The following is a 25,569-nucleotide window of genomic DNA, read 5'->3' on the forward strand; positions in this document are numbered from 1 at the left end:
ATGATCTCTCAAGCCACGTCGGGTCGGGGCGACGTGGCGCCCTCGAACTGCCCGATGTCGCCTACCTGCGCCGTCAAGGTCGCCCGCGACAGCGTGTGGATCGGTAGCGCGACGAACGCCTTGATGCGGTTCTCCATGTACACCAGCGCCTGCCGGAAGGCAGCGCGCTGCCACATGTCCCCGCGCGTTTCGTGGCTAGGGTCCTCGATGCCCCAGTGCCCGGTAACCGGCTGTCCTGGCCAGAACGGGCAGGCCTCGCCGGCGGCTTGGTCGCAGACGGTGAACACGAAATCCATGCGCGGGGCATCCGGCACTCCGAACTCGTCCCACGCCTTGGAGCGCAGGCCCTCGACTGGGTAGTCGGCCTGACGCAGCGTCTCGATTGCCAGAGGGTGGACCTCCTCCTTGGGGTGGCTGCCTGCGGAGAACGCATTGAAACGGCCATCGCCGATCTTGCGAAGGACGCTCTCGGCCAGGATCGAGCGGGCTGAATTACCGGTGCATAGGAACAGGACGTTAAAGGGCTGAGGAAAGCTCATGCGCAGGTCTCCACGGTACAAGGATTGACGAGGTTATTGAGGGCGCCGCAGATGTCCGGATTCCCGGAACAGCAGTCCTCGGTGAGGAATTCAAGAAGCTGGCGCATGTCCTCGTAGCTGGCGGCGTACAGGACACGCCGCCCGTCGCGCCAAGAGCGCAGAAGGCTCGCCCGCTCCAGGGTCGCAAGGTGAAAGCTCATGCGCGGTGGCGGAATCGCGAGCGCTTCGGCAATTTCACCCGAGGGCATTCCGTTGGGACCAGCGCGCACCAGCATCCTGAATGCGGCCAGCCGGTCGGAGTGAGCAAGAGCAGAGAGCGCTGAGACGGCAGAGTCATCGTTCATTCGCCGATTCTACAACGATCCTTGTAGGATGCAATCATGGGGTGTTGCCACCTATCAAGCCAATTATTTCTGGGCCCGGGAACCGCCAATGCCAAGAATTCCAACGCTTCTCTATGCGCTTGCGCTGGCAGGGACATAGAGCTGATGCCCCGGCAGCGTACACACGCCGGCGTACACAAATGCCACGCTTTGCCGCGCCCGGGTAAAGGCCACGTAGTATTTCGGTGGCGCAGTGATACGCGCCGCATCTGCGGTGCGCAGGTACTGAGTCAACGGCCCGTTCGGAAAGATGAGGACTCGACTGTAGGTGCGGCCCTTGCACTGCCCAAAGTTCACTGCCGGTAGTCCGCCGCACTCCTGGCGCCGGTCATGCCGGAGCACGGTGGGGGCAAACTCCAGCATGTACGCAGCGACGTCGCCGGGGGCGACAAGGTAGATGCCATCGTGTCCGGTGACCTCGCCATTGCCAGATTGGGTCCGGGGCATCTGCGGATAGAGCGTGTCAGCCATGTCGCACAGGGCCTGGACGCAGCGCAGACTGATGAGGCGGTGATCCAGCTGGCATAAGCCGTCCGACTCCCAGATCTGAAACAGCGCTGCCAGATTGGGCCCGCGATACTGGCTGTGCCTTTGCGCATAGTTGGTGGCATACGTCGCCTGGCGCGTATCACCCACCAACGTGATGGCGATATCGCTCTTCAACAGCCGCTCGACCAGATCCAGATCAAAGCCGGCCAGGTCCTGAACTTCGTCGATGTAGAGCTCGTCATACATGGCCGCAAGGCGTGCCATGACCTGACCTTGGGTCAGCTCATCGCAGCGCACAGCAAAGTCGGCGGCCCGGTCAGAATACATCCGGTTGCCTGACAGGTAGTGGCGCGCCACCTGGGTGCGTGGGGCCCGGTTGTTGGTGACACCTTCTACGAACAGGATGGTCTCGATGCGAGGCTCAGAGCACAGTGCCGCCTGGTACGGGCGGATGCACTGGCGCAGCAGGAAGCCATACCAACTGTGCAAGGTGACATGCGCGGGGACCGCGCCGGCGTGGACCTCAAACGAGCGCCGGATCTCTTCTAGATTTTCCAGCGTGTAGGTGACAATCGCGACGCGGCGCCCAGGTCGCTCCAAGGCCTGCCGGACCAGCAGCGTGGTCTTGCCCGAGCCTGCCGCTGAGAGCAGTACCCGGTTAGGCGATGGCACGCTGGACATAGTCCGGGAACCTGATCGAGTGAGGGCTGTTGAAGATCGCCAGGGCCGTATCGGTCTTATGGCCTTTCATGTACTTGAGCAGCGCCACCTCATCGGCGAAGGTCTTTCCCAGCACGGTGTTGAGCTCAGCCAGCGAATTGGCTTTGATCAGTTGCTCTTCCAGCGATGGGGCACTTTCGTCGGAATCGTAGTAGATCGCGGTGAGGTGCTCGGCATAGCGTTCCTGCACAACGGCGATGTCGCCATCGTTGTCGGTGATCACCTTGGCCTGAATCTTCAGCCGATCCGCGATCTGCAAGAAGCGTTTGAATGCCAGCGATTTGACCGAGATGATGTCCACGCCATGGGCCATCGGCGCCACGCCGTGGTGGTCGCTGTAAGCACGCTGCACGATCAGCTCATCGGACGGTCCTTCCACAAGGATCGCCTGTTTGGCCAGGATCAGCCGCAGCGTGTCGTGACCAGGCAGCTTCATGAAATAGTCGTGGGTGTCGCTCGGCAGCTGGTCCAGCTTCATCTGGCCCTGCGCACTGAACAGGATCACGTTGTCCACGCCCAGCTTGTTCAACACGAAGCTACTGTGGGTGGCGATGATCACCTGTTGGGCGGTGGAGAGGGCTGCAATCTTGTCGATCAGCTGGGTCATGCTGGAGAAGGACAGATGATTCTCCGGCTCCTCGATCAGCAGCACGTGGGCCGCGCCCGCCGCGTGCATCGCCAGCTTCATCTTCACCGCGCTCTGTTCACCCTTGCCGGCCTGGGTGAAAGGTAGCTCATCCAAGTATGGTGACAAGCTGGTTTCCCACGTCGAACGCGGTGATGTGTCCACACCCACCGTCAGTGCTCGGTGGCTGATGTCCCCGGTGTGCTCGGTCAGGTAGGCATTGATGGCCGCAACATCCGCTTCTTCGGAAAAACTCTGCCGCATGCGGCGGAAGCTCAGCGACAGCGAGACGCGTTGCGCCGGCGTCAGTGCCTGCTCGATGATGCCGGCGATATAGCGATCGGCACCGGACAGAGTCTTGATGCCGTGCGTGTCGATGATGGTGGAGTCAAAGGGAATACTGCGGGCGGTGACGCCATTGTTGGCGAAGGAGTACCAGCGCACCGTGTAGTACTCCACCGGCAGGCTGACCGCGCCCTGGTGCTGCTGCAGGTAGGCGCTGAACTCATCGCGGTAGTCGTCGTTGAGCTCAACCAGCAACCGGATGCCGGCGGTGTCATGGCGCAGCGAGTTGTTGGTGCCGCGCAGCGCCGCCAGCGCGGCGTCGGCTCCCAGGTACGCTTCGATAGATATCCGTGGCGGCGATGCTGGCGTACCTGCCGCAAGCGCCGCCAAGTACTCCTGCACCGTCGGCTGATGGAACAGGTAAGGCGTTAGCTCGTAGGCAAGATTGCGCCCATGCAACTGCCCGGTGACCACCGCGTGGATGGCCTCCAGCAGGGTGGACTTGCCGACCTCGTTGTCGCCCACCACCAGGTTCATGTGGGCGTTGAGCGGCAGGTCCAGATGCCGAAACGACTTGAAGTTGTCGATGACGATACGTTCGATCGGCATGCACAGTCCTTTGATGACCAACGGGCTCGGTGGCGGAGCCTGGCCGCACCCTGGCTGGCCTCCTTTCCGCTCTGGGCCATACTACCCAGCGATCGCCGGCCTTGGGCGGTTTCGTACTATTTGGGGCGCTGGGAAGGGCAAGAATCAGCCTTACGCGGGATAATTCAATATTATCCCGCCTGAAACTTGTGTCCGCAGCCGGGCCTGTCCAGCTGTTGAGTAGTACGTAATTACATGGTATGTAATGCATTACGAAATACATGGGAGGGCGAATGGCACGTTCTGGTTTGTACAAAAGCGATGTGCAACGCGCCCGGGACAGTCTCCGGGCCGAAGGCAAGAACCCCTCGGTGGACGCGGTACGCGTGGCACTGGGGAATACCGGGTCCAAAACAACCATCCACCGCTACCTGAAGGAGCTGGAAGAGGAGGAAGGGCAAGGCGTGGGCGCCAAGATCGCGGTCAGCGACGCCCTGCAGGACTTGGTGGCTCGTCTGGCCGAGCGGCTGCATGCTGAGGCCGAAACGATGGTCGCGCAGGCACGGGAACGGTTCCAGGCCGAGCTGCACGAGCGCACCCAAGCCATGGAACAGGCCCGGCAGGAGGCCGGCAATCTCAGCGCGCAGCTTCAGCGCACCGAGACGCTGCTACAGACAGAACGCCAAGCGGGTGAAGCCGCCAGAGGCGAGGTGGCTAGCCGCACCACCGAACTGGCCCAACTGGAGGAGCGCATTGCCGGCCTCACGGCGCGGCTGGCACAGCACGAAAGTCACGCGTGCTCCCTGGAGCAGAAGCACGAGCATGCCAGGGAAGCCCTTGAGCACTACCGTACCTCGGTCAAATACCAGCGCGAACAGGAGCAACGCCGGCACGAGCACCAGGTGCAGGAACTGCAGGTCGCTCTGCGCCAAGCCAACGAAGCATTGAACGCCAAGAACCATGACCTGGTGCAGCTCAACCGGGAGAACGGCCAGTGGCTGGAACGCCACACCCGGGTGGAAAGGGAGGTGGCACAGCTGCGGCAGACCGTCCAGACGCAACAGGGCGAGCTCGATACGCTGCGCCTGGCGGCGGCCGAATACCAGGCGTTGCAGGTGCGCTGGGGCCAAGACACCCAGACCTTGGAGGTGGCTCGACAAGAGCTCGCGCAAGTCCGGACCGAGGTGGTCCAGGAGCGCGAACGACGCGAGCACGCCGAGACGGAGACGCTCCGCGCCACCGTGCGCCTGAGCACCCTAGAGCCGCTTTTAGCCCAGCTTGGGCCGGCCCGTTCCGCCGGTAAAGGCTCCAAGCGAATCTCATAGGAAAGGACGCCTTCGCCATAGCCTACGTGGAAAACAGCTCCCCAAATTAAGTGTTGGCCGCACTTGCCTGGGCCCGGCATTATGGCGCTAGAATGAGCAGGTGCAGCCCGTCAACGGAGGTGCGACGTGAGAAAGGATGCGGAGGGGATGCGCGGAAACCGCGCACGTAACCAGAACGGCCGCTTGCGCGACAAGCGAGACGACACTCGCGTGGATACGATCGAGTCACAATATGGCCGCGACTTCGGCGTACGCAGTGACATGCAGCTGGGTACACTGTTGAAGAAGACCGGCATGGCGTCACTTAATGACCTTATCCATAGCAAACTCGGACGCAAATAGATAAGGAAACACCCGCGGTAGGGCGGGGGTGAAACGAGCCGTAGCAGCCCCAGGGGGGGGACATGCAAGGATTGCTTATTTTTCCGGACGACGTGGCGGTCGTGGACTTGCTGCACGCGGAACCGCTGGCGCGCACCATCGCAGAAGTCATCCGCGCGCATCCAGACCACGGCTTGGTGCTCGGGGTTCATGGGGACTGGGGCGCAGGCAAGTCCACCGTGTTGTCGCTGGTCAAGAACTCACTGGAGGACCAGGCCGGCGTAGCCGCATTGTGGTTCAACGGCTGGGAGTATGAGGGCTTCGAAGACGCCAAGATTGCGATCTTGGAGGGCATAGTCCGCCATCTCCAGCAGGAAAAGAAATTCGTTGCCAAGGCAACGGATCTGTTCCATCGCCTGCGCAAACGGATCGACTACTTGAAGCTGGCTCGGGCCGGCGTCGTCGGCGGGATCGGCGCTTTGGTGGCCGGTCCAGCCGGTCTGGCGCTGATGCTTCCCACGCTGCTATCGAAGGAGGCTGCAGGCGAGAACTTCGACACTGCCACCGAGATCGTGGGTAAGGACACGCCGGCGGACGACCCGCTGGATCTACACGGCTTCCGTCGTGATTTCAACGAGCTGTTGACCAAGACTGGAATTAAGCAGCTCGTGGTCTTAGTCGATGACCTGGATCGCTGTTTGCCGCAGACCGCGATTGGCACGCTCGAGGCGATCCGCCTGTTCCTTTCGGGCCCGCGGACGGTATTTGTCCTTGGCTGCGACCGAGCCATGATCGAATATGCGGTTAGGGAGCATTTCCCCGCCCGGCCGGGCCTGAAAGGTGACGAGTACGCGCGTAACTATTTGGACAAACTGATCCAGGTGCCGTTCGTGTTGCCGGTCTTGGGACCAGTAGAGGTCGGCCATTACGTCCAATTACTCCTGCTTGAGGGCGTGCTGGGAAGTTCTGATACCGGCTTCCTCACGGTGCTCGCCCAGGCGAAGGAGCTATTGAAGAAGCCATGGCTGACGCAGCAGCTTAACTTGGCGCCAGTCCAAGCCAGTATGAACGCCAATGAGTCTCTGCGCTCATTGCAGGCCTTGATGCTGGGCATTGCGCCAGTACTTGCTGCGGGCACCGATGGAAATCCACGCCAAATCAAACGGTTCATCAACGCCGTGTTCGTTCGCTTACGGGCGGCACATGCGCGCGGACTAGATGACATTAAGGTCGCGCCGTTAATGAAGCTTATGCTTGCTGAGTACTTCCATCCAGACCTGTTCGACGCCATCGCCGCGGAGTGTCGCGAAGGGGACGGCACCAGCACTATGTTGCGACAGTTGGAAGCCCCTCGCGATTCCAAGCCTCGGCCGAACGCCGCCAAGGCGAGCGCGAAGGCGGATGACGTCGAGGCTTCCACCGACTTCGCCAACGATCCCAAGATCAGCCGCTGGGCAACACTTGAGCCCAAGATCGCCGAGGCTGACCTCCGTCCCTACCTCTTCATTATTCGGGATGCGCGCTTGGTAACCGGCTCAGGCCTACCAGACGACGTCGGCGAACTGCTCGCCGCCGTGACCGCCCGGAAATCCCTGCTTGCGCGCAAGAGCGATTTCATCAAGCTGTCCTCGGAAGGACGGGGACTGCTAGCCTCCGAGATCGTGACGCGCCTTGCGCAGGCTGGCGACCAAGGCCGCCGTGACCTTTTCGCACAGGGGCTGCAGGACCTCCTGCGCCTTGATGCAACAGGCCTCACCGGGATCATTGATCGTGGGTTCGTCGGTATGCCTACGTCGGCCGCCGGCGCTTGGATCTCGCAGCTCAGCGCTCTGGCCACGCCGACGAGTAACTACCGTGCATGGCTGCAACGGGTCACGGAGGAGGGAGCCCCTCGACCGCTGGCCTCAGTCATCCAGGCCATGCTGCAACCACGGGGGGGGTGAAGATGGGCACCTCTGCGAGCTATTCCGGGCCGAAGGGCAGTAACCCACTGATTCCCACGTGGGCGGACTTACCTTTGCCGGGTGAGCCCTCGAGCGGTACAGATCCCGAGCCCGGCTCCCTGGGACCGGAAGACGAATCCGCGCCGCGCCCCGTACCGGCCGCGCCCTTGCCGGAACCCACCCGACTGATCCCTTTGCGCAAGGCCGTACGCCGCTCTGCGCGAGCAGGCGGTTCTGATGACCGAGCGCTGCGCGCGGCCGCACGCCACTTTGCCAGTAGTGGGATGGGCGGCGGCGCCAGCGGCGCCCGCCGCATGGGGGCCGCTCGGCGCGCCGGCGGGCGCATGGCGCAGGCGTTCAGCGCACTGGCCGCCGGTGGCGGGCAGGCGCTTGCACGCGTCCTGCGCCTCGACTCGCTCGCGGGGCTGTCCGTTACCCAGCTCTGGGACCGGCTTGCGGACTTCGTTTGTTCGGACGGCGCATCAATCGATGAGGCCATCGTACGCGTCGCGTTTTTTCAGACCCTGCGCCTAGAGATGGAAAGCGGCCTGGACGATCTGCTGGAGGCGAATCCCGAGCAACTTGCCGCTTTCTTCGAGCGCTTTATTGGCGAATGCGTCTTGGAGCGGCTTTCCCAGGATGGCGGTAGCCTGCTGGAACAGAATGGCGTGTCCGCCGCAACGGCATTTACGCACTTGTCGACATTGAGAGCCTTCGTCACGGTGCATGTGCGCCAGCGCCTGGCTGACCGTCAGAACCGGTTCCTTCCACAGCAAATCGATTCCCGAAGCTTCGACGCGATCGTCAGCGATACGTTGCAGGAAGCCATCACTGCGGTAGGTGAGTGGGGGAGCCAAGGATGAGCCAAACAGAAATAGTGTTGTCCTGGGATGGAAGCCGTCCCGCTGATGGTGTCGGTGATGATGCGCTGATCGTTCAACTGGCCGATCGTCGGAGACATCCCCGCTTCGGACTCGGCCAATTGGTGAAGGCGATCCTACGTACAGGTCGACGACCGAGCCCGCAGGCGTTTGAGCTCGCCCTGGTCGCGCTCGGTGTATGGCTTGCTGATACTCGCCTCTCACGGCAGCAGTATTCGGAGGACAACTGGACGCGCGATATTCGCCTCTCAATTCCCGTACGCGACCCCGAGCGCTGGCAGTCATGCGTGCCGTTGCTGAATCGTATGCTTGGCACCCTGAGCGGGGACATCTGGGCGATCAACTTCCGGGCGGCGCCGCCCGATATGGGCGCTTATATCGAGACGGTTTGTGTGGAGGAGTCGCTTGATGCTGACGCCCCGGCGGTCGCGCTCTTCTCCGGCGGGCTGGACAGCTTCACCGGTGCAATCGACGCCTATGGCCGCGAGACCATTCCTCCCATATTCGTCAGCCAAGTCGATGGTGGGAATTCCCAAACCGTCGACGCGCTAGTGGACCTTCTATCTGCTCGCACCCGACGACCGGTGGAGGTGGTGAGATGGGCTGTCTCGTCACGCGCCGCAGACTTTGGTCCGGAATTCTCGGGGCACGGCGAGCTCACAATGCGGGCAAGATCATTCCTGTTCTTCGCCGCGAGCGTCGTCGTTGCTTCTGCGTGGGGCAGCGCTCGCGTGCTTGTGCCCGAGAACGGATTCATTTCACTTAATGTACCGCTGGACCCGTGGCGCCTAGGCGCACTGACCACCCGTACCACTCACCCATACGTGATTGCAAGGTTCAATGATCTCCTTGCGGCGCACGGGCTGCAGGCACGTCTCGAAAACCCGTTCCAGGGCAAGACCAAGGGAGAAATGCTGGCGCAATGTCATGACCCAAGCTTGCTTTGGGATGGGCTCGACTTGACCGTTTCGTGTTCCAAACCGAAGTTCGTGAGGCGCTATCGAGCGGCATTCGGCACGAGCCACTGCGGGACGTGCTGGCCTTGTCTGATTCGGCGGGCGGCCATCAAGCACGCATTCCCAGCTCGCTCAGATCCCACTACCTACGTGACAGATGCATTGGACCACTTAACCACCGAACCCGGCGCAACGGGGCACGTTGGTCGATCACTCCAGTACGGCCTGAACATGTTGCGCCTGCCTGACGAACAGCTGCGTTGGGTCCTTGCTACGGTTGCCCCACTCACGGATGTCGAAACCCAAGTCGAGGGCCTCGTGGCCTGCGTCCGCAACGGACTGCGCGAAGTGGCAGATGTTGTCGGGTTGGAGACACCAGGATGACCGGGATAGCCAACTTTAATGGACTGGTGGATGCCCATTGCCATGTTGATCTATTGCCGAACTGGCAGCAGGTTCTAAAGGACCTCGAGGCAAAGCAGCAATTCACCTTTGCGGTGACTACCACTCCCCGGGCTTGGCAGGTCGAGAAGGAAGTTGCGCGCGACTACCGTTACGTTCGGATCGGCATTGGCCTCCATCCCCAGGTCGTGCGCGATCGCGCTTCGGAACTTTCCGCGCTCGAGCGCGGTATCCCGGAAAGCCCATTCGTCGGAGAAGTTGGTCTCGATGGCTCGCTGGCGCACAAGGGGAGCATGGTGGAACAGGCAAAAGTACTCCAGCGGATATTCTCCGTATGCGGCGAGGTGGGGGGGAGAACTCTCTCACTGCATAGCTTGCAAGCGACGGGCGCCGTGCTCGACTTGATCGAAAGGTCGCGGGTGCACGAACGGAACACCTTAATATTTCACTGGTTCACAGGCTCATTGGCGGAGCTTCGGCGCGCGCTCGACCTTGGCGCCATGATGTCCGTAAATGCAGACATGCTGAGTACCTTACGGGGCAAATCCGTTGCGCTGACCGCGGGCAGGCAACGGACGCTTACTGAGACCGATGCTCCGTTCACAAAACGCCATAGGCTAGTCGAAGGCATACCGGATGTTCATCCAGCCCTGATTTCGCTTTCGCGCTGTTGGGCGGACGACGTACCCAACGTAACAAGAGATGTAGGGAGACTGGCGATGGATGTGTGGCGCCAATGATGGCCCAGCTTCGCACAACACGGCCCCCATTTTTTGAGGAGATAGAGCGCCACAAGGTCCGTCCAGGAACGCTCAAACGTTACAGATGTCTTCTAGGTGTTTCCAGGCTCAGAACCTTGACCTGACACCCGCTAGAGCTCGAGCTGGAAGAGCATTTCCGCGGGAACCGCCGGTTGGGGCTGTTGAGCATAGAAGGGTACGGGTCCCAGCTAGCGATCATCACTATCGTTGAAGCTATCAACCCGCATAGCCTTGATCGCTGTTCCGTGCGGCTTCCATCAGAGTGGTGCCCCTGGTCGGAATCGAACCGACGTGTACGCGCTTATCTGGCGCGTGCTCTCACCGGGGTATAAGGCCGGCGCTCTGACCAACATGAGCAACAGGGACGTGATCGATCGATGCGATCACGCCGGTATTCGAAGGTCGAGGTGGCTCAGGCGGTTCATGGGGCAATCATACCGGGGATGGACGCCATGCCGCTATCCCCGGGCGCGGCGGTAGGAGTGGGCCCACGCCGGAGCAGGCATGCGGTCGGTCGCCACCAGCCAAGCCATCCGCAAGGCCTGCGCGTCCACCAAGGCATGGTGGCGCCTGGCCCTATGTTCCGGATGGGCCGCGAACCAATCTTCCACCAGTAATCCCGGAAGACCTTCCTTCGACATGCGTGTCATGACGGGCACCGGCCGGGGCCCGCACGCGGCAACCTGGTCATCGGGTAACTCAAACCCATCAAGGGCGTACCGCAGCAGCTGGAGATCGTTCGGGAAATCCGCCATCACCGCCGGCGCGTCGACCTCGCTGAGGAAGGCGCGCAGCTTGGTAGTCAGCGCGGCATCAGGCAGGGCTGCGTCGCCGCGGTCTAGCAGCGGGTAGACGCTTTGACGAACGAAGTCGGTGGGAGCCTCGGGCAGGCTGGCTCGCTCAGCGTAGAAAAGACGGTCTCCACCTTCGTTCACCAGCGCCAGACTCACCAGCTCGCTGCCCGTTACATCGGCCCACTCGGTGTCCAAGAAGTAGTACGTGGTGGCCATGATGGAATGGTGCCACAGCTTCCCGGGGAGGGCCGAGCCTGGAAGTGCGGTCGAGGGTAGAATTCAGCGATCCATCAATCGGCTAGCGAAGATCTGGCCGTGCTCGTAACGATTCCCTGCCTGCCCTCGAGACGTGGTGGTCCAGCGTGGGCGCACGACTGCGCCAGCACGCCATCGAGACGGGCCGACCCGACCTGCCCGACGCGGTGGTGACGCTGTCCCAGCGCCGTTAGAACGCAGCCCTGGCACAGGCGCGGGACCAAACCAACCGCAGGGCAGGCCACGCCAGCGCCCAAAACCAGGCGCTCTACCAGCGTCACCGGCAAGCGCTAGAATTCGGGTGGCGACCACTCCTCAGCAGGATCAACCCATGGCCTCGGCCGATCAACTGCAGCTTCGCATCCGCGCCGCCCGGGACCTGGTGCAGCTCACCCGCCCCGTGTTCGCCGAGCTCGGCGTCCGGGTCGATGACAGGAGCGCGACGGCCATGCCACTGGCATTGGCCGCACTGGATACCGCAGACGCCATTTTCGTCTTATTGGAGCAAGATCTAGCCCAGTTCTGGGTGGCGGCGCTAACCCTGCAGCGGACTCAGATGGAGTATGTGTTGCGGGCAGCATTCTTCGCCAAAGCCGCAGGACACGAGGAACTGATGCGCTTCCGGCGCACGGGTAAAATGCCCAAGCGGGGGAAGCGGGTTATCCATATCGCCGAAGTTGCCCGGGAGGCTGGTGAGCACCTGGGCTGGGACAGTGCCACGCTGTTGAAGGTCGTCAACACGCACCAGAAGAGCCTGTCTGGCTTAGTACATGGTGGAGTCGAGGTGCTGGGCATCTATACCCAACACCTCGAATGGGGCGATCTGACAATCAACTGGGACGAGCTGGCCCACAACATCGACAACATATCCGTGTTCGTCCAACTCGCACTGAGCGTTGCCATGCTCCTCTCCCCGCTGGATCCCGACGCGCTGGACAAAGCGGTGCGCCCTGTCTACGACCGCAGCGTCAGCTACTTTTCCAAGAAAAACACGAAGAGGTAAGCTCCCGACGCACCTGCGGCGGGCGATCCGCAGCCGATGCATTCTTAACTAGACAGGGAGTAGAGGGTGGCCAGTGTTTCCGAATGGATTCTCGGCGTAGTCGGGGTGGGCGGCGGGTTCAGCGCGATCACGTACTTTGCACTGAAGAAACTGGCTGACAACTGGCTTGACGAAAAGTTCAAGAACCGCCTGCAGGAGCTGGTTCACACCCAGAACAAGGAGATCGAGCGACTGCGCAGCGAACTCACTACGTCCTTTGATCGCGCCACGAAGCTTCACCAACGTGAATTCGAGGTGCTGCCACTGGTGTGGGACGAGGTACATGAGGCCTTCTGGTCGACCGCCGCCTTGGTCTCCTCGTTTCAGACCTACCCTGACCTCAATCGCATGAAAGAGCAGCAGCTGCTGGCCTTCCTTGAAAAATGTGAGCTTGAGCCGTGGCAGAAAGATGAACTCCGTACAAGTTCGGATGCAAACACGGAGTATCGCCAGTATTCGTTCTGGCTGCAGCTGCATCATGCAAATCGAGCGCGCCACTCGGCACTGAACAAGATCAGCCGCCATGCGATCTTCCTCGACAGTGCCATGAAGGAGCAGCTTCTGGAAATACTCCGCCGCCTCAATGGCGCCCTGATCGAGCACGAGAGCAACAATATCGGCCCCAAGCCCCGGACTTCGGAGCGACTGGCCACAGATATAGACTGGGTAAAGCAGCAGGGCAGGGTGGAGCTGGACGAGATAGAGGCGACCATCAGGCATCGCCTCTGGACCACGGCGCCGACGCACGAACGAGCTTAGTCACCGCCAGCGGCGATCGACAAAGTGCTGAAACTGCAAGAAGGGGCAGGGTATGAGTATTTCCGGAGAAATCCGAGAGCTGGAGGAGGGTGCGGCGAGGGGAGCCCTCGATACGGGTAGCTGGGAGCTATATGCCTCGCTTGTGGATGCAGCAAGCGATGCGCGCAACGAAGACGAACTGACTAACCTGATCGCATTAGGGGCGCAGATAGCGGCAGCATCCTCCGGTTGGTCGATCTGCTGGGTTCTGTACTGCATTGCCAACGCCTGGAGCGCGCTGTACACCATTCGACGCTATCCCGGCCATGCGTTGTCTTGGCAGCAACCTGAGCTGGTCAATCAGCTTTTCTACCTTCGCTCTGCCCTGCAACACGACGCGGCGTCGGAGCTTCCGTTGCCGCGCCGCGCACAGATACGGATCAATCTGGCCAATACCTTCAATTCGGCCGGTCGCATCATTGATGCATTGGACGAATGGAGGGCCGCACTGCAGGACCGACCAGGTATTGCGATGGCTTTCGGCTCCCAGGGCAAAGGCTTGCTGTACTACGCTCGTCATCTCTATGACGACGGCCATGCGCTCTGGATCTTAGACGAAGCGAGGCGCCACCTGACAGCTGCCGTGATGATCGGCGTCGGACGCGATGAAGCGACGTATCCCGAGGCGATTTCCCACTTTACGAGCGAACTCGCACAACTCCAGGCCTACCTGAACCGCTGCGGCTATCCGGATGAGCTGGACCATGCGGCCATGCATCACTTCTCTCTTGGAGACTCCGAAGAGGAACGACACTACCGGCAATGGTGCCTTGATCGTCGGCTGTTCCTAAATCCGATGAATGACGCTTTCATCGCCCCGATCGCCGCGCACGATCCGCTGGGCTTACCCAGTCACATGGCAACAGGCGTCGGCATTACGTACTTGGCGTTCTTCAATCAGATGAAACAGGAGTACACCTATGCGCGATGGTGTCTTTACGCCGGCTCGACCGCAGAGGAGGTCCACTGCGCCGACCGAGAAGTCATGTTGACAATGAATGGTGATTCGGCGCGCTATTCCATGGCATTGGAGCAAGTGAAAACAAGCTTCCGCGCCGCCTACTCAGTGCTCGACAAGGTAGCCTACTTCATCAACCACCGCTGGGCGTTGGGCATTCCCGAAACGCGCGTGGAGTTCGCCACGATCTGGACACAGCCCAAGGGCCCGCACAAGGGCGATATCTGGCCCCAACTGGAGGCCTCGCAGAATCTCTGGCTTCAGGCGTTGTATCGGCTGTCGCTGGACATTCACAGCAGCGACGATCAGGCAGTGGCGGCGCCCGATGCCCGCGACATCAGGATTCTTCGCAATCACCTCGAGCACAAGTTCGTCAAGATTGTTGATGTCAAGTCAGGCCCGCACACGCCAGACATTCTGAAAGATCAGTTGGCTTACGAGCTTGACCTGCAGGAACTGGATTCCAAGGCCCTGCGGATGTTGAGGACCGCACGCTCAGCGCTTGTATACCTGTCGTTAGCACTACACCGCAGTGAGACGTTGCGTGAGCGCAACGAGCCTGTACTTTCATTAGAGGTAGCCACACTCCAGGATAAGCATAAGTGCTGATTTCTGCCACTGGGTCCAGGTGCAGCATTGACGGGCGGGGACGGCCGTGCCGCCATCTCATTTTCTCAAGGGGGCGGGGGCGCGAGGGAAGTAGCCGACCCGCATCGAGTTACTTAGAACGCGTTGTGCCTTAGCTGAATGGTGCCTCTGGGTTACGACGGACATCAAGTCGCCCGCGGACATGGAGACGCCAGATCTCGTCTCTACTGGAGGGTAAGAAGTCTCGCTCGGCAACAGGGCGCGCTGGAGGACCGTAGACGGTATCTAGCGTCCTGGCCGGGGAAGCTGCCCGAATTCGCCCGGGCGTTGCGCCAGTTGGCGTCATGCCAAGCCATTGGGCGCACTGAACTCAAGCAAATAGACGCTACGCCGATAGTAGATGCTCAGCGAGTGCATGGAGTGTTCAAATGAAGGGCATCGGGGACAAATTGTCTACAGATCAAGTTGCACCGCAAACGGCGGCCAGCGCATCCGATCAGCAGCGAAAGCGCGAGCGCTTCTTTGCCAGCATCAAAGATCAGATAGAGCTGACCAAGGGCGTGTCTCTCGGTCTGGCAGTGATAGCGGCATCCCACCCCTTGCTGGCGACCTCGTTGAGCCCGCTCGCGCGAATCGTCGGGGCGATGATCTGTATTACCCTAGGCTTCTGGACCCTGTACTGCTCAGTGGCCCTGTTCTTCCAGCACAGGCTAACTCTTCAGGGCTTGAGGCTCCGTCATAAGGTGGCGCGCGTAGCGCAGTACATTGTGATCACCACCGCCTGCCTCTACGCGGGCAACTTGGTTTTTGAGATTGGCAAGCAAGCTTCGGCAACCAAGGCAGGTCTAGCTGGCGTAGGCCAATGATCGCCACTAAGCTGCCGCATTGCGCAGCAGGACGCGGTGCGACCATGAAAGGGACGAACGGCTCAAAGGGAGTGCTGGGTTGACAGCAGTTCTTTATGAAAATCAGCTGCTAGGTTAACGCGTGACCCCAATCAGCGTGGAGGAGGCCGTACCATTCCAATCCCCGCAGCTCAAGCGCCGCTTTCCACTCACCACCTTGCTTCCGCGCTCCAAGACGAAAAATCTTGCCGTGCAGCCTCAAGTACCTGATCCGGGGCAAAAACCAGCATCTCGGATGGCGAGCTCCCGTGCAGGCGCGCATGCGGAGCAATCAGCCACTCAAGCTCCTCCCAACCTGACGTCCGCTCGCCGCCCGAAACTCCATACTGGCCACGCAGTAGCGCCAGCACTGGGGAAAGGGCGGTAGATGGTCTCCCAGCCGAATCGAGCTGCCATTGTGGGAACACAAACAAACGACTTTCGGGGACCCACACGGCGAGGACGACGCCAGAGTGCAGGCATTGATCCAGCGAGCGGCCTTGACGGGCATCCGGTGCCAAGAGGGATTCGAACGTCGCTGCGTCGAGGCAATCTGCCACAGCCTCCGCTCTGGCTTGAGCAGATGCTGGGGTTGCCGGCGGCAAATCACTGCGCATTGTCTGCCTGCTGCTGAGCTACTGGCGTAAGAATGCCACGGTCTCCACGTTGTAACGTGTGGGGAAAATGTCTCACTCGTACACCGAAGACTTAGGGTGTCGATGCGTGCGAATGAATAGGCAAGGGTACTTGAAGGGAGGCGCAATCGGCGCACAATTAGGCTCGGACGCCTGCTTCCGGAAGACGACAATGCCCGGCCCAATCGCGCAAGAGGAAGCTTTCTTGGCGTTGATGTCCCTTCTTGAGAAGGGGCAGGTGACTACTCAAGCCAATCTTCGACAAGAGCTCGGAGGGCGCGGCTCGGGCGCCAAGCTAAAGCAGTGGATCGACGATTTCTACGCCCAATTTGGACCTGTGATGGTGGCGCCGCCGAGCTCAGGATTTGAAGGGGTCGATGACGCCTCGTCGCACCAGCCGGATGATCTCAGTACGCCGGCAAAGGCGGCAGCCACAATACCTGCGGACAGTCCGTGGCGTCAGGTCATTGATCAACTTAGCGCCTGGGAATCAGACTTGGCACGTCGCGAGAGGATCCTGTCGAGGCGCGGCCGTCTTTGAACGCACTTTGCTTGAAGTAATTGCAGATTTACGTGGCGCTAGGTTGCAGATTTACCTGCTTCGTCATGGATCCGGAGCCGGCCAGCGAACATCCTGATCCAGTCGATCGTTGAAGCGGGACCCAGCCACCTGAAACAGCGTGGCTGGGACAGATCTACCATTTCGCATAATGTATATTATGTAAGAACGCAGATAGCTTCCCAAGCCCCGCACCCGATGTCGGTGTTCCTACTTGATGTGCCGAGGCCTGTCACTTGGTTTCGCCTGAGCGCAACCTCTAGATCCGCCGGCAAGTTCTGGAGCTTGGCCAGCTGGTCTGCTTCAATCGACGTATGTCCTTTCAGTGCGCTGGCCAGCTACGCCTGCACCACCTTGCTCTCTTGTCTAGAGCGATCAGTATCAGCGGCCAGTTCTGCAGCCTGCAGCTGAAGCTGATCGACAAATCGCTGCAACTTGGTGGCCCGGGCGCATGCGATCCGTTCGGCGGCAATTGCCGCCTCCGACCTCGCACGGATAGCGTTCATCTCACCTCCAAGTGCCTTGGACCGGACAAGACACATTGCCTGAGCGATTCAGGCAATGCGCCCTACTCAGCAGCGTAGTAGTTTTACTGGCGGCTGCTCGCAAGTATTGCGGTTGCGTAGCAAAAAGTGCATCGCCAGACTCGCATTACTGGTGACAACCTGCACGCAGTTGAAATACGGCCTGCGGCGGTCTGTCGCTGCTCTTCATTGGAGAGGCTACATGGCTATTCGCAATGACAAGCCTCAGAGCTTGGCCTCCAAAATAGTGGCGTCGCACCTCACCCACGCCTCACACCTCGCCCACTCCCCCGCCAGCGGCTTTCCGACCGAGCAATCGGTCGCGCCACCGTTTGATACACACGACACAAGACGGAGAGAAGGTTCGGCAGCCACTCATCGGAGAGAGCAATAATGAGAATTGACGGAGCATCCTCCTCGATCTCCAACATTGTGGGAAATCGTATCGGTTTCGGCTGTGCCTCACGACGTAACTTGTTGCGGTGGTCGGACACTACTGCAGCACTCATCGCGCTATCCATATTTTTCAGTTCGGATATGGCCCAAGCGCAGGTTTCAACCTGCGCAGGACAGACAGGCGGCTGCAGAATCGACCAGGTCCTGTTCGGCAATTCTCCAGCAACAGCGCCAATTGGCAACGACTCCGCTGGAGGACTGACTATCGGCTACTCCAGCAACGGAGCCTTGGACATCCAGGGAGGCGCTACAGTCGTTAGTGGATTCTCCTTCAACGGAATTGGAAACACAATTGGAGACTTGGCGACCGGGGATGGCGCGGTGACCGTAAGCGGCCTCAACTCCGCGTGGAACTCATCAGGCAATGCCCTCATTGTCGGCAATGCTGGAACGGGCACACTTAATATTCAGGGCGGCGCCCAAGTCGTAAGCACGGCTGGCGGGCTCGTTGGCAATAGCGCCACTGGCTCAGGCACAGTGACAATTGACGGGCCGGGCTCACTCTGGCGGACCAACACTGCCAGCATCGCGGTAGGCAGTGCAGGAAGGGGCACGCTCGCGGTCCTGAACGGCGCAAGTGTCTCCACCAGCTTCCTGGACATAGGTAGCAACGCGAATGGGTCGGGCGCAGTCACTGTGAATGGTTCTGGCTCGGTAGTGCAGACGACCGGCATGCGCGTAGGAACCGCCGGTTCGGGCACGCTCGCGATTGAGAACGGCGGGACGGTCAACAACAATGGGAACGTGTTCATTGGCAATAGCGCGTCCGGCTCTGGCGTGGTCACACTGATTGGCGCTCAAACCAACTGGAACAACAGCGGCGGCGTCTATGTCGGCCTGTTCGGTACAGGTGCGCTCACCGTTGCTGACAGCGCAACTGCCAGCGCCAGCTCCATCTATGTGGCTGCGCGCGCCGGAAGTCGCGGCACTGTCAACATTGGTGCACAGGCCGGCGCAGCAGCCGCCGCGCCAGGGACGCTTGCTGCCACCTCCGTCGAGTTTGGCCCTGGCATCGGCCTGCTTGTGTTCAACCACACCACAGCCGACCATACGTTTGTCCCCGCCATCAACGGCCCTGGCGCGGTCAGCGTTCTTTCGGGGACGACCATCTTCGCCAACGACAAGGCTTACACCGGCGGCACCACCATCTCCGGTGGCACCTTGCAGCTGGGTAACGGCGGTGCTTCCGGATCGGTCGTCGGCAACATTACCGATAACGGGACGCTTGCGTTCAACCGGGGTGACGTTTACACGTTTGGCGGCGTGATTTCAGGCATCGGTGTGGTGAACCAGTTAGGGGCGGGTACAACCATCCTGACTGCCGATAACACCTACACCGGCGGTACCACAATCGCGTCGGGCACATTGCAGCTTGGCAATGGCGGTGCGGGCGGCTCCATCGTGGGCGACGTCACCGATAACGGTACGCTGGCATTCAACCGGAGCGACATACATACATTCACCGGCGCCATCTCCGGCACGGGCAAAGTCAATCAAGTCGGGACCGGAACCACGGTTCTGACCGCTGGAAGTACATACAGCGGGGGCACCACGATCTCGGCCGGCACGTTGCAGATCGGCAACGGCGGCACATCGGGCGCGCTTGTGGGCGATATCACCAACAATGGGCTGCTTGTCTTCAACCGGTCCAACGTGAGCGCATTCGCGGGCGCGATATCGGGTACCGGTGGAGTCGACCAGATCGGCAACGGCACTACCCTGTTGAGCAGCACGGCCAACTCCTACAGTGGGGACACCCGCGTCAATGCGGGGGTACTGCAGGCCGGTGCGGCAGGTGCCTTCAGCCACAACACGGATGTGACCGTCGCACCTGCCGCGATGCTTGATCTCAACGGTTTTTCACAGACCGTCGCTGGCGTCGCCAATGCTGGGCGGATCATCTTCGGTGTAGATGCACTGCCCGGCACCACGCTGACCACGCGGAATTACGCCGGCGTCGGCGGCACACTGGAGATAAACACGCTTCTGGGCGGTGACGGGTCACCGTCCGACCGGCTGGTGATAGACGGTGGCGGCGCGTCCGGTAGCTCGATTCTCGTGGCGCGTAATGCAGGTGGGCTCGGCGACGTCACCGTCGGCAACGGCATTCTTGTGGTGGATGCGGTCAATGGCGGGTTAACGAGCGGTACAGCGTTCGCGCTCACGACACCGGTAGTGGCCGGGCCATACGAGTATGGACTGCGGCGGGGCAGCGTTGACGGCAGCTCGGCCGAAAACTGGTACCTACGCTCCACCCTGGACTGCGGGGCCGCGGGCGCGCCTTCGCCCCCCTGCCCGTCGCCCCCTCCTCCTCCGCCTCCGCCTCCGCCGCCGCCGCCGCCGGTGCCACCACCGGTGCCACCACCGGTTCCGCCGCCGCCACCGCCACCGCCCGAGCCCCCCGTGCCGCCGGCATATCGGCAAGAAGTGTCCTTGGCTGCTGCCCTTCCCTCCATGGCGGCCATCTACGCGCGCGCAGTTGTTGACACGCTGCATGAGCGGGTGGGCGATGAGCACGTGCTGAGCCAGCGCGGAGCCTCCTCACCCGATGCTGGCCTTGGCGGCGCGTGGGTCAGGGCGCTGCACCACGACGGCGAACGCGACGGAGGCAACCAGGGCATCTATGGAAGCAGAGGGCCTGGGTTCGACTACGCGTTTGATGTGCTGCAAGTAGGCGTAGACCTCTACCGCTCCATCAGCGAGGACGGCAGCCATCAGCATGCCGGTGGTTACCTGGCCTACGGCAAGGCGCGTGGGAGGGTGCGGCACAATCTGCTCGACTACGATTTCCATGCCGGTACCGACGAATTCGACGCGCGCACCGTCGGCGCGTACTGGACAGCATTCTCGCCCCGTGGTGCTTATGTGGACTCGGTGGCGCAGTACACCTGGTATGACATGCGAGCCAAATCCACCCGGCTGCCGGACGTATTCACCAACGGGACCGGCGTGCTGGCGTCCGTGGAAGTGGGCTGGCCATGGTTGCTGGGCGCGGAACGAATCGGCGACATGTCGAAGCCAGGCTGGCGCATGGAGCCGCAAGCCCAGGTCATCTGGCAGAAGACCGCGCTGGACGACCTTGTCGACTCGACCGCGCGGGTACGATACAGGGATGACGACGCTAGCGTTGGCAGATTGGGAATACGGCTGAGCCGGCTCGGGCAGCGAGCGGCAGACTCAGGTGATCGAGCGACAAGTTGGTGGATCCGCGCCAACGCCTGGCATCAGTTCAGCGGTTCGCCAACCACTGAGTTTTCCAGTGCACGCGGCTACGTACCTTTCACCGCCGACCTCGGCGACAGTTGGGGTGAAGTTGGCGTCGGCGGCACCTGGCAGGTGAGTGCCGTCGGCTATCTCTTCGCGGATGCTGACTACACGTGGAGCTTCGATGGCGAAGAATCGTCATGGAACGGAAAGATGGGGATGCGTTGGCAGTGGTAGGGCATGGCACGAACAGATGCGGTAATCGGTTGAACAACCCTTGTGCAGCAGCCACGAGCAATCGTCCACCGAACTATCACCTGGCGCCCAATTCACCCTCCGAACCACAACCGTTCAAAGCGTAGCCTGCGCCTGCAACGTAAACACCCAAGCATCCGGCCGCTCTGACAACCCCGACGGCCGCGTCACATATTGCAGCGCCGGTCGAAGTACCAACCACGGTGCCACCTGGGCGCCATAGTTGAGTTCCAGCATTTCTTCCCGGGTCTGCACCTGCTGGCCGGAAGCCTGCTGGTACGCCTGCAGCCGCCGTGAGAAATCCAGCCGCGTCCAACCCACGCTCAGGATGTCGTCCTCGCGCGCCCGGAATGGACCGCGCCAACTGACGCCCAGCTCCCACGAACGGCGCAGCGTGCCGGTGCGAACATCGGCCTGCGTGCCGATGGCGAAGGCGGAAATGCCGCGCACCGTTTCTTCTTCCGGCTTCCAGATGCGCTGCGCCAGCTGCACATACTCGCCGCTGCGATGCGAAGCTTCGCGCGCCCCGGGATTGCCCAGAACGGCCGCATTCGAGGTGTCCCAGTAGTAGCCTGCTTTGTAGGTACCGCCGTACCCGCGCTGACCGGGGTCGTTCACGTAGCCCAGCTCGACCGGGAAGAACAGACCTGTGTTGCCATCCAACGACAGCTTGAAACCGTTGTCGGCCTGCTTGCGGGACGGATTCACGTCGAACACACCGGTCTGCGCGTACCAGCCGGACGGGTCGGTCCATTTAACGCGCAGGCCCCATTGCCCGGTCGGATTGTCGAGCCAGCCGGAGCTGTAGATCGGTCCGAGCGGATGACCACACTGCCCGTTGTTGTTGAAATTGCAGGTGTAAGGCAGCCCGCCGAAATCATTGCCCATCGAGAAGAATCCCCCCTTCAGGCTGAGCCGCTTGTCCAGCAGCGCACGCTCGTAAGAGACCTCATTGAGACGGAAGTTCTGGCCCTGCCCCCAGAACGCCTGGTTCTGGATGTAGCTGCCGGTGTAACGGTCGTGCGCCGCTTGTCCGAACCGATCCGACAAGACCACTCGCAACGTGCCATCCACGCCGAATGCCTTGCCGGTGTCCACGACGGCGCCGAAATCAACATGGGTTGCCGTCGCAGTGCCCGAGCCACGGTAGCCACCGTCGACGTAACTCGACGACACCACCACCCGCGCCGTCGGGGTGACGCCCCGGTCCTGCAACCAGTCGCGCACTGGCAGGCCGGTACTCAACGGAACCTGCTTGACGGACTCCACCGGCTTGGCCGGAACACCATCAGCGGCCATCGCCGGCTGACATGCCAGCACGGAACTGATCGACAACACCACTACAGATGCGCGCATCACAGCGCCCTCCTCTTCCGGGCCGCCCTGCGCCGCCAGATCCAGATACCCAATGCAATGATCGCCAGCCCGCCGAGCGGCAGGCCGTAGGTGGTCAACGTCATCAGCAGCGGCCTGGGACCGCCTGCGCGTGCCAGGCGCACGTCCGCTGCAGAAACGCTGTCGCCCGGACCGAACTGTTCACGGACATACGTGGCGACGCTGGCCACCTCTTCGTCGCTCAACCGCTGTACGTAGGAGCCGGTGGAGAAATGCGGCATCACCGTGTGTTCGCCGGCCACCTCACGATCCACGCCGGTGAGAATGGTGGCAATCAGGTTCTGCGGCGTGGCTGCGCCGACCGTGCTGTTGTTGACCAGCGAGGGGTAGTACTGATCGGCACTGCCCTCCCCGCGCGTGCCATGGCAGCTCGCACAGACACCGTCATAGAGCACGTGGCCGTCGGACAGTGGCAGACCGGTGCCACGAATTCGGGCCTCCCCTGCTCCCGCGCCGGTGCGCAGCGTCCACGATGAGGCGTTCCTGCTCATCGAGGGGTCCGCGACCGCTGGCACGGCCCTCAGGTAGGTCACGATGGAGGCGATGTCCTGATCGGTGAGCTTGGACAGGCTGTGCGTGATGGCCTCGGCCATGCCGCCGCCCGCCTGGGCCTTGCCGGCGACCTTGCCGGTCTTGAGATACTGGGCGATGTCCTGGTCGGTCCAGGCACCAATACCACTGACCTTGTCCGAGGTGATGTTGGGGGCGTACCACAGCCCCAGCGAACCGCCCGACAGCGCTTGACCCGACTTTTCCTGCATCATCAGGCCGCGCGGCGTGTGGCAGCTGCCGCAGTGTTCCAGGCCTTCAACCAGGTAGGCGCCGCGGTTCCATTGCGCGCTCTTGGAGGGATCGGATGGCACCGGCGTGCGATCAAGGAACAGCAGGTTCCAGCCGGCCATCGACAGGCGCACATTGAACGGGAACGGCAGGTCGGTTGACGGCGAGAGCTGCTCGACCGGTTTGACCTCGGCCATGAAGTAGGCATACAGATCGCGCACGTCACGATCGGTCAGCTTGGCGTAGGACGTGTACGGCATCGCCGGGTACAGGCGGGCGCCGTCCTTGCGGATGCCCTGGCGAACGGCACGTTCGAAGTCCGCCTCGCTGTAGCTGCCGATGCCGAACTTCACCGAGGGCGTGATGTTGCTGGCCCAGATCTCGCCCATCGGCGAGGCGATGGAGTAACCGCCTGCATAGTCCTTGCCGCCATTCGGCTTGGTGTGGCAGGCCATGCAGTCGCCGGCCGTGGCCAGGTAACGCCCACGCTCGACCGCGTCGTCGGCGTGGACGTTGGCCGCCGCCATCAGTGCCAGGACCAGGCCCGGTAGGCTCAGCCACTTCACAGGGCACGCTCGATGGCATCGGCCGCCTTCAAACCCAGTGCGGCCATGGTCAACGTGCTGTTGACCACGCTTGCCGACACCATCGCGCTGCCACCGGGCAGCCACAGGTTGGCATGGTCGTGCGCGCGGCAGTTCTCATCCACCACCGAATCGCGCGGATCGCTGCCCATGATGGTGGAGCCCATGATGTGGTTGTTTGCATTGAGCGCAGTGGTGATCTCGAACTCGTCGGCATTGAACAACGTGCCGATGTGGCGCAGCTGCTCGCAGGCCTTGTCGTAGCCCTTGCGCGCATAATCGCCCAGCGAATAGTGGATGTCCGGGCAGGCCAGGCCGAGGCCGTCGACACGCGATTTCGACAGCGTCAGGCGATTGCTCGGATCCGGCAGCGGCTCGAGGCTGATCGAGAGGTCCACGCCGTACACCGCGCGCCGGCGGATCTCGGCGTCCAGCGCCTCGCCCACCAGGCCCATCTTGAGCGCCTGCTGGGTGGCCACCGGAACGCGGCTGATGTTGTTGAGGATGATCTTGTTGGCCGAGTACTCCGAGCGGAAGCTGCCATCGCGCGGGCCGACCATGCAGCTGGACTGCGCGGGACCGCGCCCGAGCCAGATGGGACGGTCGGCGATGAAGGAGCAATGGAAGCCCGAGTGATCCATCATGTTGCGGCCGACCTGGTCGGAAGAATTGGCGATGCCGTTCGGGTTCTGTGCATTGGCGGCCAACAGCAGCAGGCGCGGCGTTTCCAATGCGTTGCATGCGATCACGAACTGCCGTCCGGTCGCCTTGTGGCTGACACGCTCACGGTCGTACCAGTGCACCGCTGTGACGGTGTTGTTCTGGTCGGTGTCGATGCGGTACACCACGGCCTCGTCCAGCACCACCGCGCCTTTTTTCTCGGCCGCATCCACCGTGTGGACGCCGTTGTACATGGCGCCGATCGGACAGATGGGCTGGCAGTTATTGTTGCCACAGCACGCCGGGCGCTCGTTGAACGGCTGGATGGTGCGCCCTTGCGGAATCGGCACCAGGTTGTAGCCATGCGGGTTGACCACCTCGGCGAAGGTGGTATCGCCATGGCCCCACGGAATCATGTCGGCGACGTACGGCTTGGAGCGCTCGCGCGGGCTCTGGCGTTCGGGATCGTTCGGTCCGGAGACGCCCATCGCCTCTTCGGCGCGGCAGTAGTACGACTCGATGTCCGAATAGGCAATCGGCCAGTCGCGGCCAACCCCGTAGGCGGACTTCATCTTGAAATCGACCGGCAGATGGCGCCAGCACGAGGCAGCCCAATGCCAGGTGGTGCCGCCGACGGCCTTGATGAAGCCCTGGCGGAAGCTGTTGCCGTCCGGCCCGGAAAGGGCCACGTAATCATTGGGCGGAAAGTACAGCGGCGCAGTGGCCAGTGGCGACTGACGGTACGGCCCCTGGAAGTCGCTGCCGATGCGGCGCTCGAAGCTGGCATTCCGCCAGTTCTGGACGATTTCGGCCCGCTCCAGGCGGGGACCGGCTTCCAGAATCACGACGGAACGACCGGCGGCGGCCAGTTGGTTGGCAATCAGGGCGCCAACGACGCCGGAACCCACCACGATGACGTCTGCATCGACGTCACCGCTGTTGAATGTTGGTTTTTTCACGGGAATGCACTCTGAAAGCGC

20 protein-coding genes and 1 tRNA gene are annotated in these 25,569 nt (G+C 61.7%); 11 read left to right on the forward strand and 10 right to left on the reverse strand.

The genetic code is table 11. From position 1 onward, the window contains the following. Positions 1 to 8: 8 nt before the first annotated feature. The 4 genes from RT456_RS01750 to RT456_RS01765 all read right to left on the reverse strand — a co-directional run bounded on the left by RT456_RS01750 (position 9) and on the right by RT456_RS01765 (position 3,650). A complete protein-coding gene (locus RT456_RS01750) occupies positions 9 to 539 on the reverse strand; it encodes an arsenate reductase ArsC (RefSeq protein WP_312734955.1) in 531 nt (176 codons plus the stop codon). Continuing rightward, positions 536 to 883, reverse strand: coding sequence for a metalloregulator ArsR/SmtB family transcription factor (locus RT456_RS01755; RefSeq protein WP_312734953.1), 348 nt, complete (start codon positions 881 to 883; stop codon positions 536 to 538). The genes RT456_RS01750 and RT456_RS01755 overlap by 4 nt, the downstream gene beginning before the upstream one ends. A gap of 111 nt (positions 884 to 994) precedes the next feature. Next, a complete protein-coding gene (locus RT456_RS01760; protein WP_312734951.1) occupies positions 995 to 2,092 on the reverse strand; it encodes a UvrD-helicase domain-containing protein in 1,098 nt (365 codons plus the stop codon). After that, positions 2,070 to 3,650: an AAA family ATPase gene (locus RT456_RS01765; protein WP_312734949.1), complete on the reverse strand. Its 1,581-nt coding sequence runs from the start codon at positions 3,648 to 3,650 to the stop codon at positions 2,070 to 2,072. Before RT456_RS01765 ends, RT456_RS01760 begins: the two co-directional genes overlap by 23 nt. A 272-nt stretch (positions 3,651 to 3,922) precedes the next feature. Here RT456_RS01765 and RT456_RS01770 point away from each other — a divergent pair, with 272 nt between their 5' ends. The 5 genes from RT456_RS01770 (at position 3,923) to qatD (ending at position 10,197) form a co-directional block, all read left to right on the forward strand. Then, complete coding sequence (locus tag RT456_RS01770) at positions 3,923 to 4,954, forward strand: DNA-binding protein (protein ID WP_313341652.1); 1,032 nt, start codon at positions 3,923 to 3,925, stop codon at positions 4,952 to 4,954. Between the two features lie 404 nt (positions 4,955 to 5,358). After that, positions 5,359 to 7,218, forward strand: coding sequence for a P-loop NTPase fold protein (locus RT456_RS01775; protein WP_313341655.1), 1,860 nt, complete (start codon positions 5,359 to 5,361; stop codon positions 7,216 to 7,218). A 284-nt stretch (positions 7,219 to 7,502) separates the two neighbouring features. Then, complete coding sequence (gene qatB / locus RT456_RS01780) at positions 7,503 to 8,081, forward strand: Qat anti-phage system associated protein QatB (protein WP_313341916.1); 579 nt, start codon at positions 7,503 to 7,505, stop codon at positions 8,079 to 8,081. After that, on the forward strand, positions 8,078 to 9,439 hold the full coding sequence (gene qatC, locus RT456_RS01785) for a Qat anti-phage system QueC-like protein QatC (protein WP_312734939.1): 1,362 nt from the start codon (positions 8,078 to 8,080) through the stop codon (positions 9,437 to 9,439). Before qatB ends, qatC begins: the two co-directional genes overlap by 4 nt. Then, positions 9,436 to 10,197 carry a Qat anti-phage system TatD family nuclease QatD gene (qatD, locus tag RT456_RS01790; protein WP_313341658.1) on the forward strand — a complete coding sequence of 254 codons (762 nt, stop codon included), beginning with the start codon at positions 9,436 to 9,438 and terminating at the stop codon, positions 10,195 to 10,197. Before qatC ends, qatD begins: the two co-directional genes overlap by 4 nt. Before the next feature lie 284 nt (positions 10,198 to 10,481). On the opposite strand, the gene RT456_RS01795 is transcribed toward qatD, so the two are convergent. Next, positions 10,482 to 10,584: transfer RNA gene (locus tag RT456_RS01795), tRNA-Ile, on the reverse strand. A gap of 92 nt (positions 10,585 to 10,676) precedes the next feature. Continuing rightward, positions 10,677 to 11,228, reverse strand: coding sequence for a 3'-5' exoribonuclease (locus tag RT456_RS01800; protein WP_312734935.1), 552 nt, complete (start codon positions 11,226 to 11,228; stop codon positions 10,677 to 10,679). A gap of 370 nt (positions 11,229 to 11,598) precedes the next feature. Here RT456_RS01800 and RT456_RS01805 point away from each other — a divergent pair, with 370 nt between their 5' ends. From RT456_RS01805 to RT456_RS01825, 5 genes are all read left to right on the forward strand, one after another. After that, a complete protein-coding gene (locus tag RT456_RS01805; protein ID WP_312734932.1) occupies positions 11,599 to 12,270 on the forward strand; it encodes a hypothetical protein in 672 nt (223 codons plus the stop codon). Positions 12,271 to 12,336: 66 nt separating this feature from the next. Further along, entirely contained in the window at positions 12,337 to 13,068 is a 732-nt protein-coding gene (locus RT456_RS01810) for a hypothetical protein (RefSeq protein ID WP_312734930.1), read from the forward strand. A 52-nt stretch (positions 13,069 to 13,120) separates the two neighbouring features. After that, the gene (locus RT456_RS01815) at positions 13,121 to 14,674 is read left to right on the forward strand and encodes an LA2681 family HEPN domain-containing protein (protein ID WP_312734927.1); all 1,554 of its coding nucleotides are present in this window, start codon (positions 13,121 to 13,123) and stop codon (positions 14,672 to 14,674) included. Positions 14,675 to 15,081: 407 nt separating this feature from the next. Continuing rightward, positions 15,082 to 15,519, forward strand: a complete 438-nt coding sequence (locus RT456_RS01820) for a hypothetical protein (protein ID WP_312734925.1) — start codon at positions 15,082 to 15,084, stop codon at positions 15,517 to 15,519. 858 nt (positions 15,520 to 16,377) lie between these two features. Beyond that, positions 16,378 to 16,713, forward strand: a complete 336-nt coding sequence (locus RT456_RS01825) for a hypothetical protein (protein ID WP_313341663.1) — start codon at positions 16,378 to 16,380, stop codon at positions 16,711 to 16,713. Positions 16,714 to 17,069: 356 nt separating this feature from the next. Here RT456_RS01825 and RT456_RS01830 read toward each other — a convergent pair whose 3' ends face one another. Beyond that, positions 17,070 to 17,237 (reverse strand): hypothetical protein, encoded by a 168-nt coding sequence (locus RT456_RS01830; RefSeq protein WP_313341665.1) that lies wholly within the window; start codon positions 17,235 to 17,237, stop codon positions 17,070 to 17,072. Positions 17,238 to 17,648: 411 nt separating this feature from the next. Here RT456_RS01830 and RT456_RS01835 point away from each other — a divergent pair, with 411 nt between their 5' ends. Continuing rightward, complete coding sequence (locus RT456_RS01835; RefSeq protein WP_313341668.1) at positions 17,649 to 21,152, forward strand: autotransporter outer membrane beta-barrel domain-containing protein; 3,504 nt, start codon at positions 17,649 to 17,651, stop codon at positions 21,150 to 21,152. Positions 21,153 to 21,266: 114 nt separating this feature from the next. On the opposite strand, the gene RT456_RS01840 is transcribed toward RT456_RS01835, so the two are convergent. The 3 genes from RT456_RS01840 to RT456_RS01850 are packed head-to-tail and all read right to left on the reverse strand — an operon-like array spanning position 21,267 to position 25,548. After that, entirely contained in the window at positions 21,267 to 22,526 is a 1,260-nt protein-coding gene (locus tag RT456_RS01840; protein WP_313341671.1) for a carbohydrate porin, read from the reverse strand. Beyond that, positions 22,526 to 23,911 (reverse strand): cytochrome c, encoded by a 1,386-nt coding sequence (locus RT456_RS01845; protein WP_313341674.1) that lies wholly within the window; start codon positions 23,909 to 23,911, stop codon positions 22,526 to 22,528. The genes RT456_RS01840 and RT456_RS01845 overlap by 1 nt, the downstream gene beginning before the upstream one ends. Beyond that, positions 23,908 to 25,548 carry a GMC family oxidoreductase gene (locus RT456_RS01850; RefSeq protein WP_313341677.1) on the reverse strand — a complete coding sequence of 547 codons (1,641 nt, stop codon included), beginning with the start codon at positions 25,546 to 25,548 and terminating at the stop codon, positions 23,908 to 23,910. Before RT456_RS01850 ends, RT456_RS01845 begins: the two co-directional genes overlap by 4 nt. Between the last annotated feature and the right edge of the window lie 21 nt (positions 25,549 to 25,569).

This window comes from Stenotrophomonas sp., assembly GCF_032099025.1.
Lineage (GTDB): Bacteria > Pseudomonadota > Gammaproteobacteria > Xanthomonadales > Xanthomonadaceae > Stenotrophomonas.

What these genes read in the sequence shown, in the direction of transcription:
- RT456_RS01750 (WP_312734955.1), bottom strand. Translation starts at nt 539, where the DNA reads ATGAGCTTTCCTCAGCCCTTTAACGTCCTGTTCCTATGCACCGGTAAT.
- RT456_RS01755 (WP_312734953.1), bottom strand. Translation starts at nt 883, where the DNA reads ATGAACGATGACTCTGCCGTCTCAGCGCTCTCTGCTCTTGCTCACTCC.
- RT456_RS01760 (WP_312734951.1), bottom strand. Translation starts at nt 2,092, where the DNA reads ATGTCCAGCGTGCCATCGCCTAACCGGGTACTGCTCTCAGCGGCAGGC.
- RT456_RS01765 (WP_312734949.1), bottom strand. Translation starts at nt 3,650, where the DNA reads ATGCCGATCGAACGTATCGTCATCGACAACTTCAAGTCGTTTCGGCAT.
- RT456_RS01770 (WP_313341652.1), top strand. Translation starts at nt 3,923, where the DNA reads ATGGCACGTTCTGGTTTGTACAAAAGCGATGTGCAACGCGCCCGGGAC.
- RT456_RS01775 (WP_313341655.1), top strand. Translation starts at nt 5,359, where the DNA reads ATGCAAGGATTGCTTATTTTTCCGGACGACGTGGCGGTCGTGGACTTG.
- qatB (WP_313341916.1), top strand. Translation starts at nt 7,503, where the DNA reads ATGGGCGGCGGCGCCAGCGGCGCCCGCCGCATGGGGGCCGCTCGGCGC.
- qatC (WP_312734939.1), top strand. Translation starts at nt 8,078, where the DNA reads ATGAGCCAAACAGAAATAGTGTTGTCCTGGGATGGAAGCCGTCCCGCT.
- qatD (WP_313341658.1), top strand. Translation starts at nt 9,436, where the DNA reads ATGACCGGGATAGCCAACTTTAATGGACTGGTGGATGCCCATTGCCAT.
- RT456_RS01800 (WP_312734935.1), bottom strand. Translation starts at nt 11,228, where the DNA reads ATGGCCACCACGTACTACTTCTTGGACACCGAGTGGGCCGATGTAACG.
- RT456_RS01805 (WP_312734932.1), top strand. Translation starts at nt 11,599, where the DNA reads ATGGCCTCGGCCGATCAACTGCAGCTTCGCATCCGCGCCGCCCGGGAC.
- RT456_RS01815 (WP_312734927.1), top strand. Translation starts at nt 13,121, where the DNA reads ATGAGTATTTCCGGAGAAATCCGAGAGCTGGAGGAGGGTGCGGCGAGG.
- RT456_RS01820 (WP_312734925.1), top strand. Translation starts at nt 15,082, where the DNA reads ATGAAGGGCATCGGGGACAAATTGTCTACAGATCAAGTTGCACCGCAA.
- RT456_RS01830 (WP_313341665.1), bottom strand. Translation starts at nt 17,237, where the DNA reads ATGAACGCTATCCGTGCGAGGTCGGAGGCGGCAATTGCCGCCGAACGG.
- RT456_RS01835 (WP_313341668.1), top strand. Translation starts at nt 17,649, where the DNA reads ATGAGAATTGACGGAGCATCCTCCTCGATCTCCAACATTGTGGGAAAT.
- RT456_RS01840 (WP_313341671.1), bottom strand. Translation starts at nt 22,526, where the DNA reads ATGCGCGCATCTGTAGTGGTGTTGTCGATCAGTTCCGTGCTGGCATGT.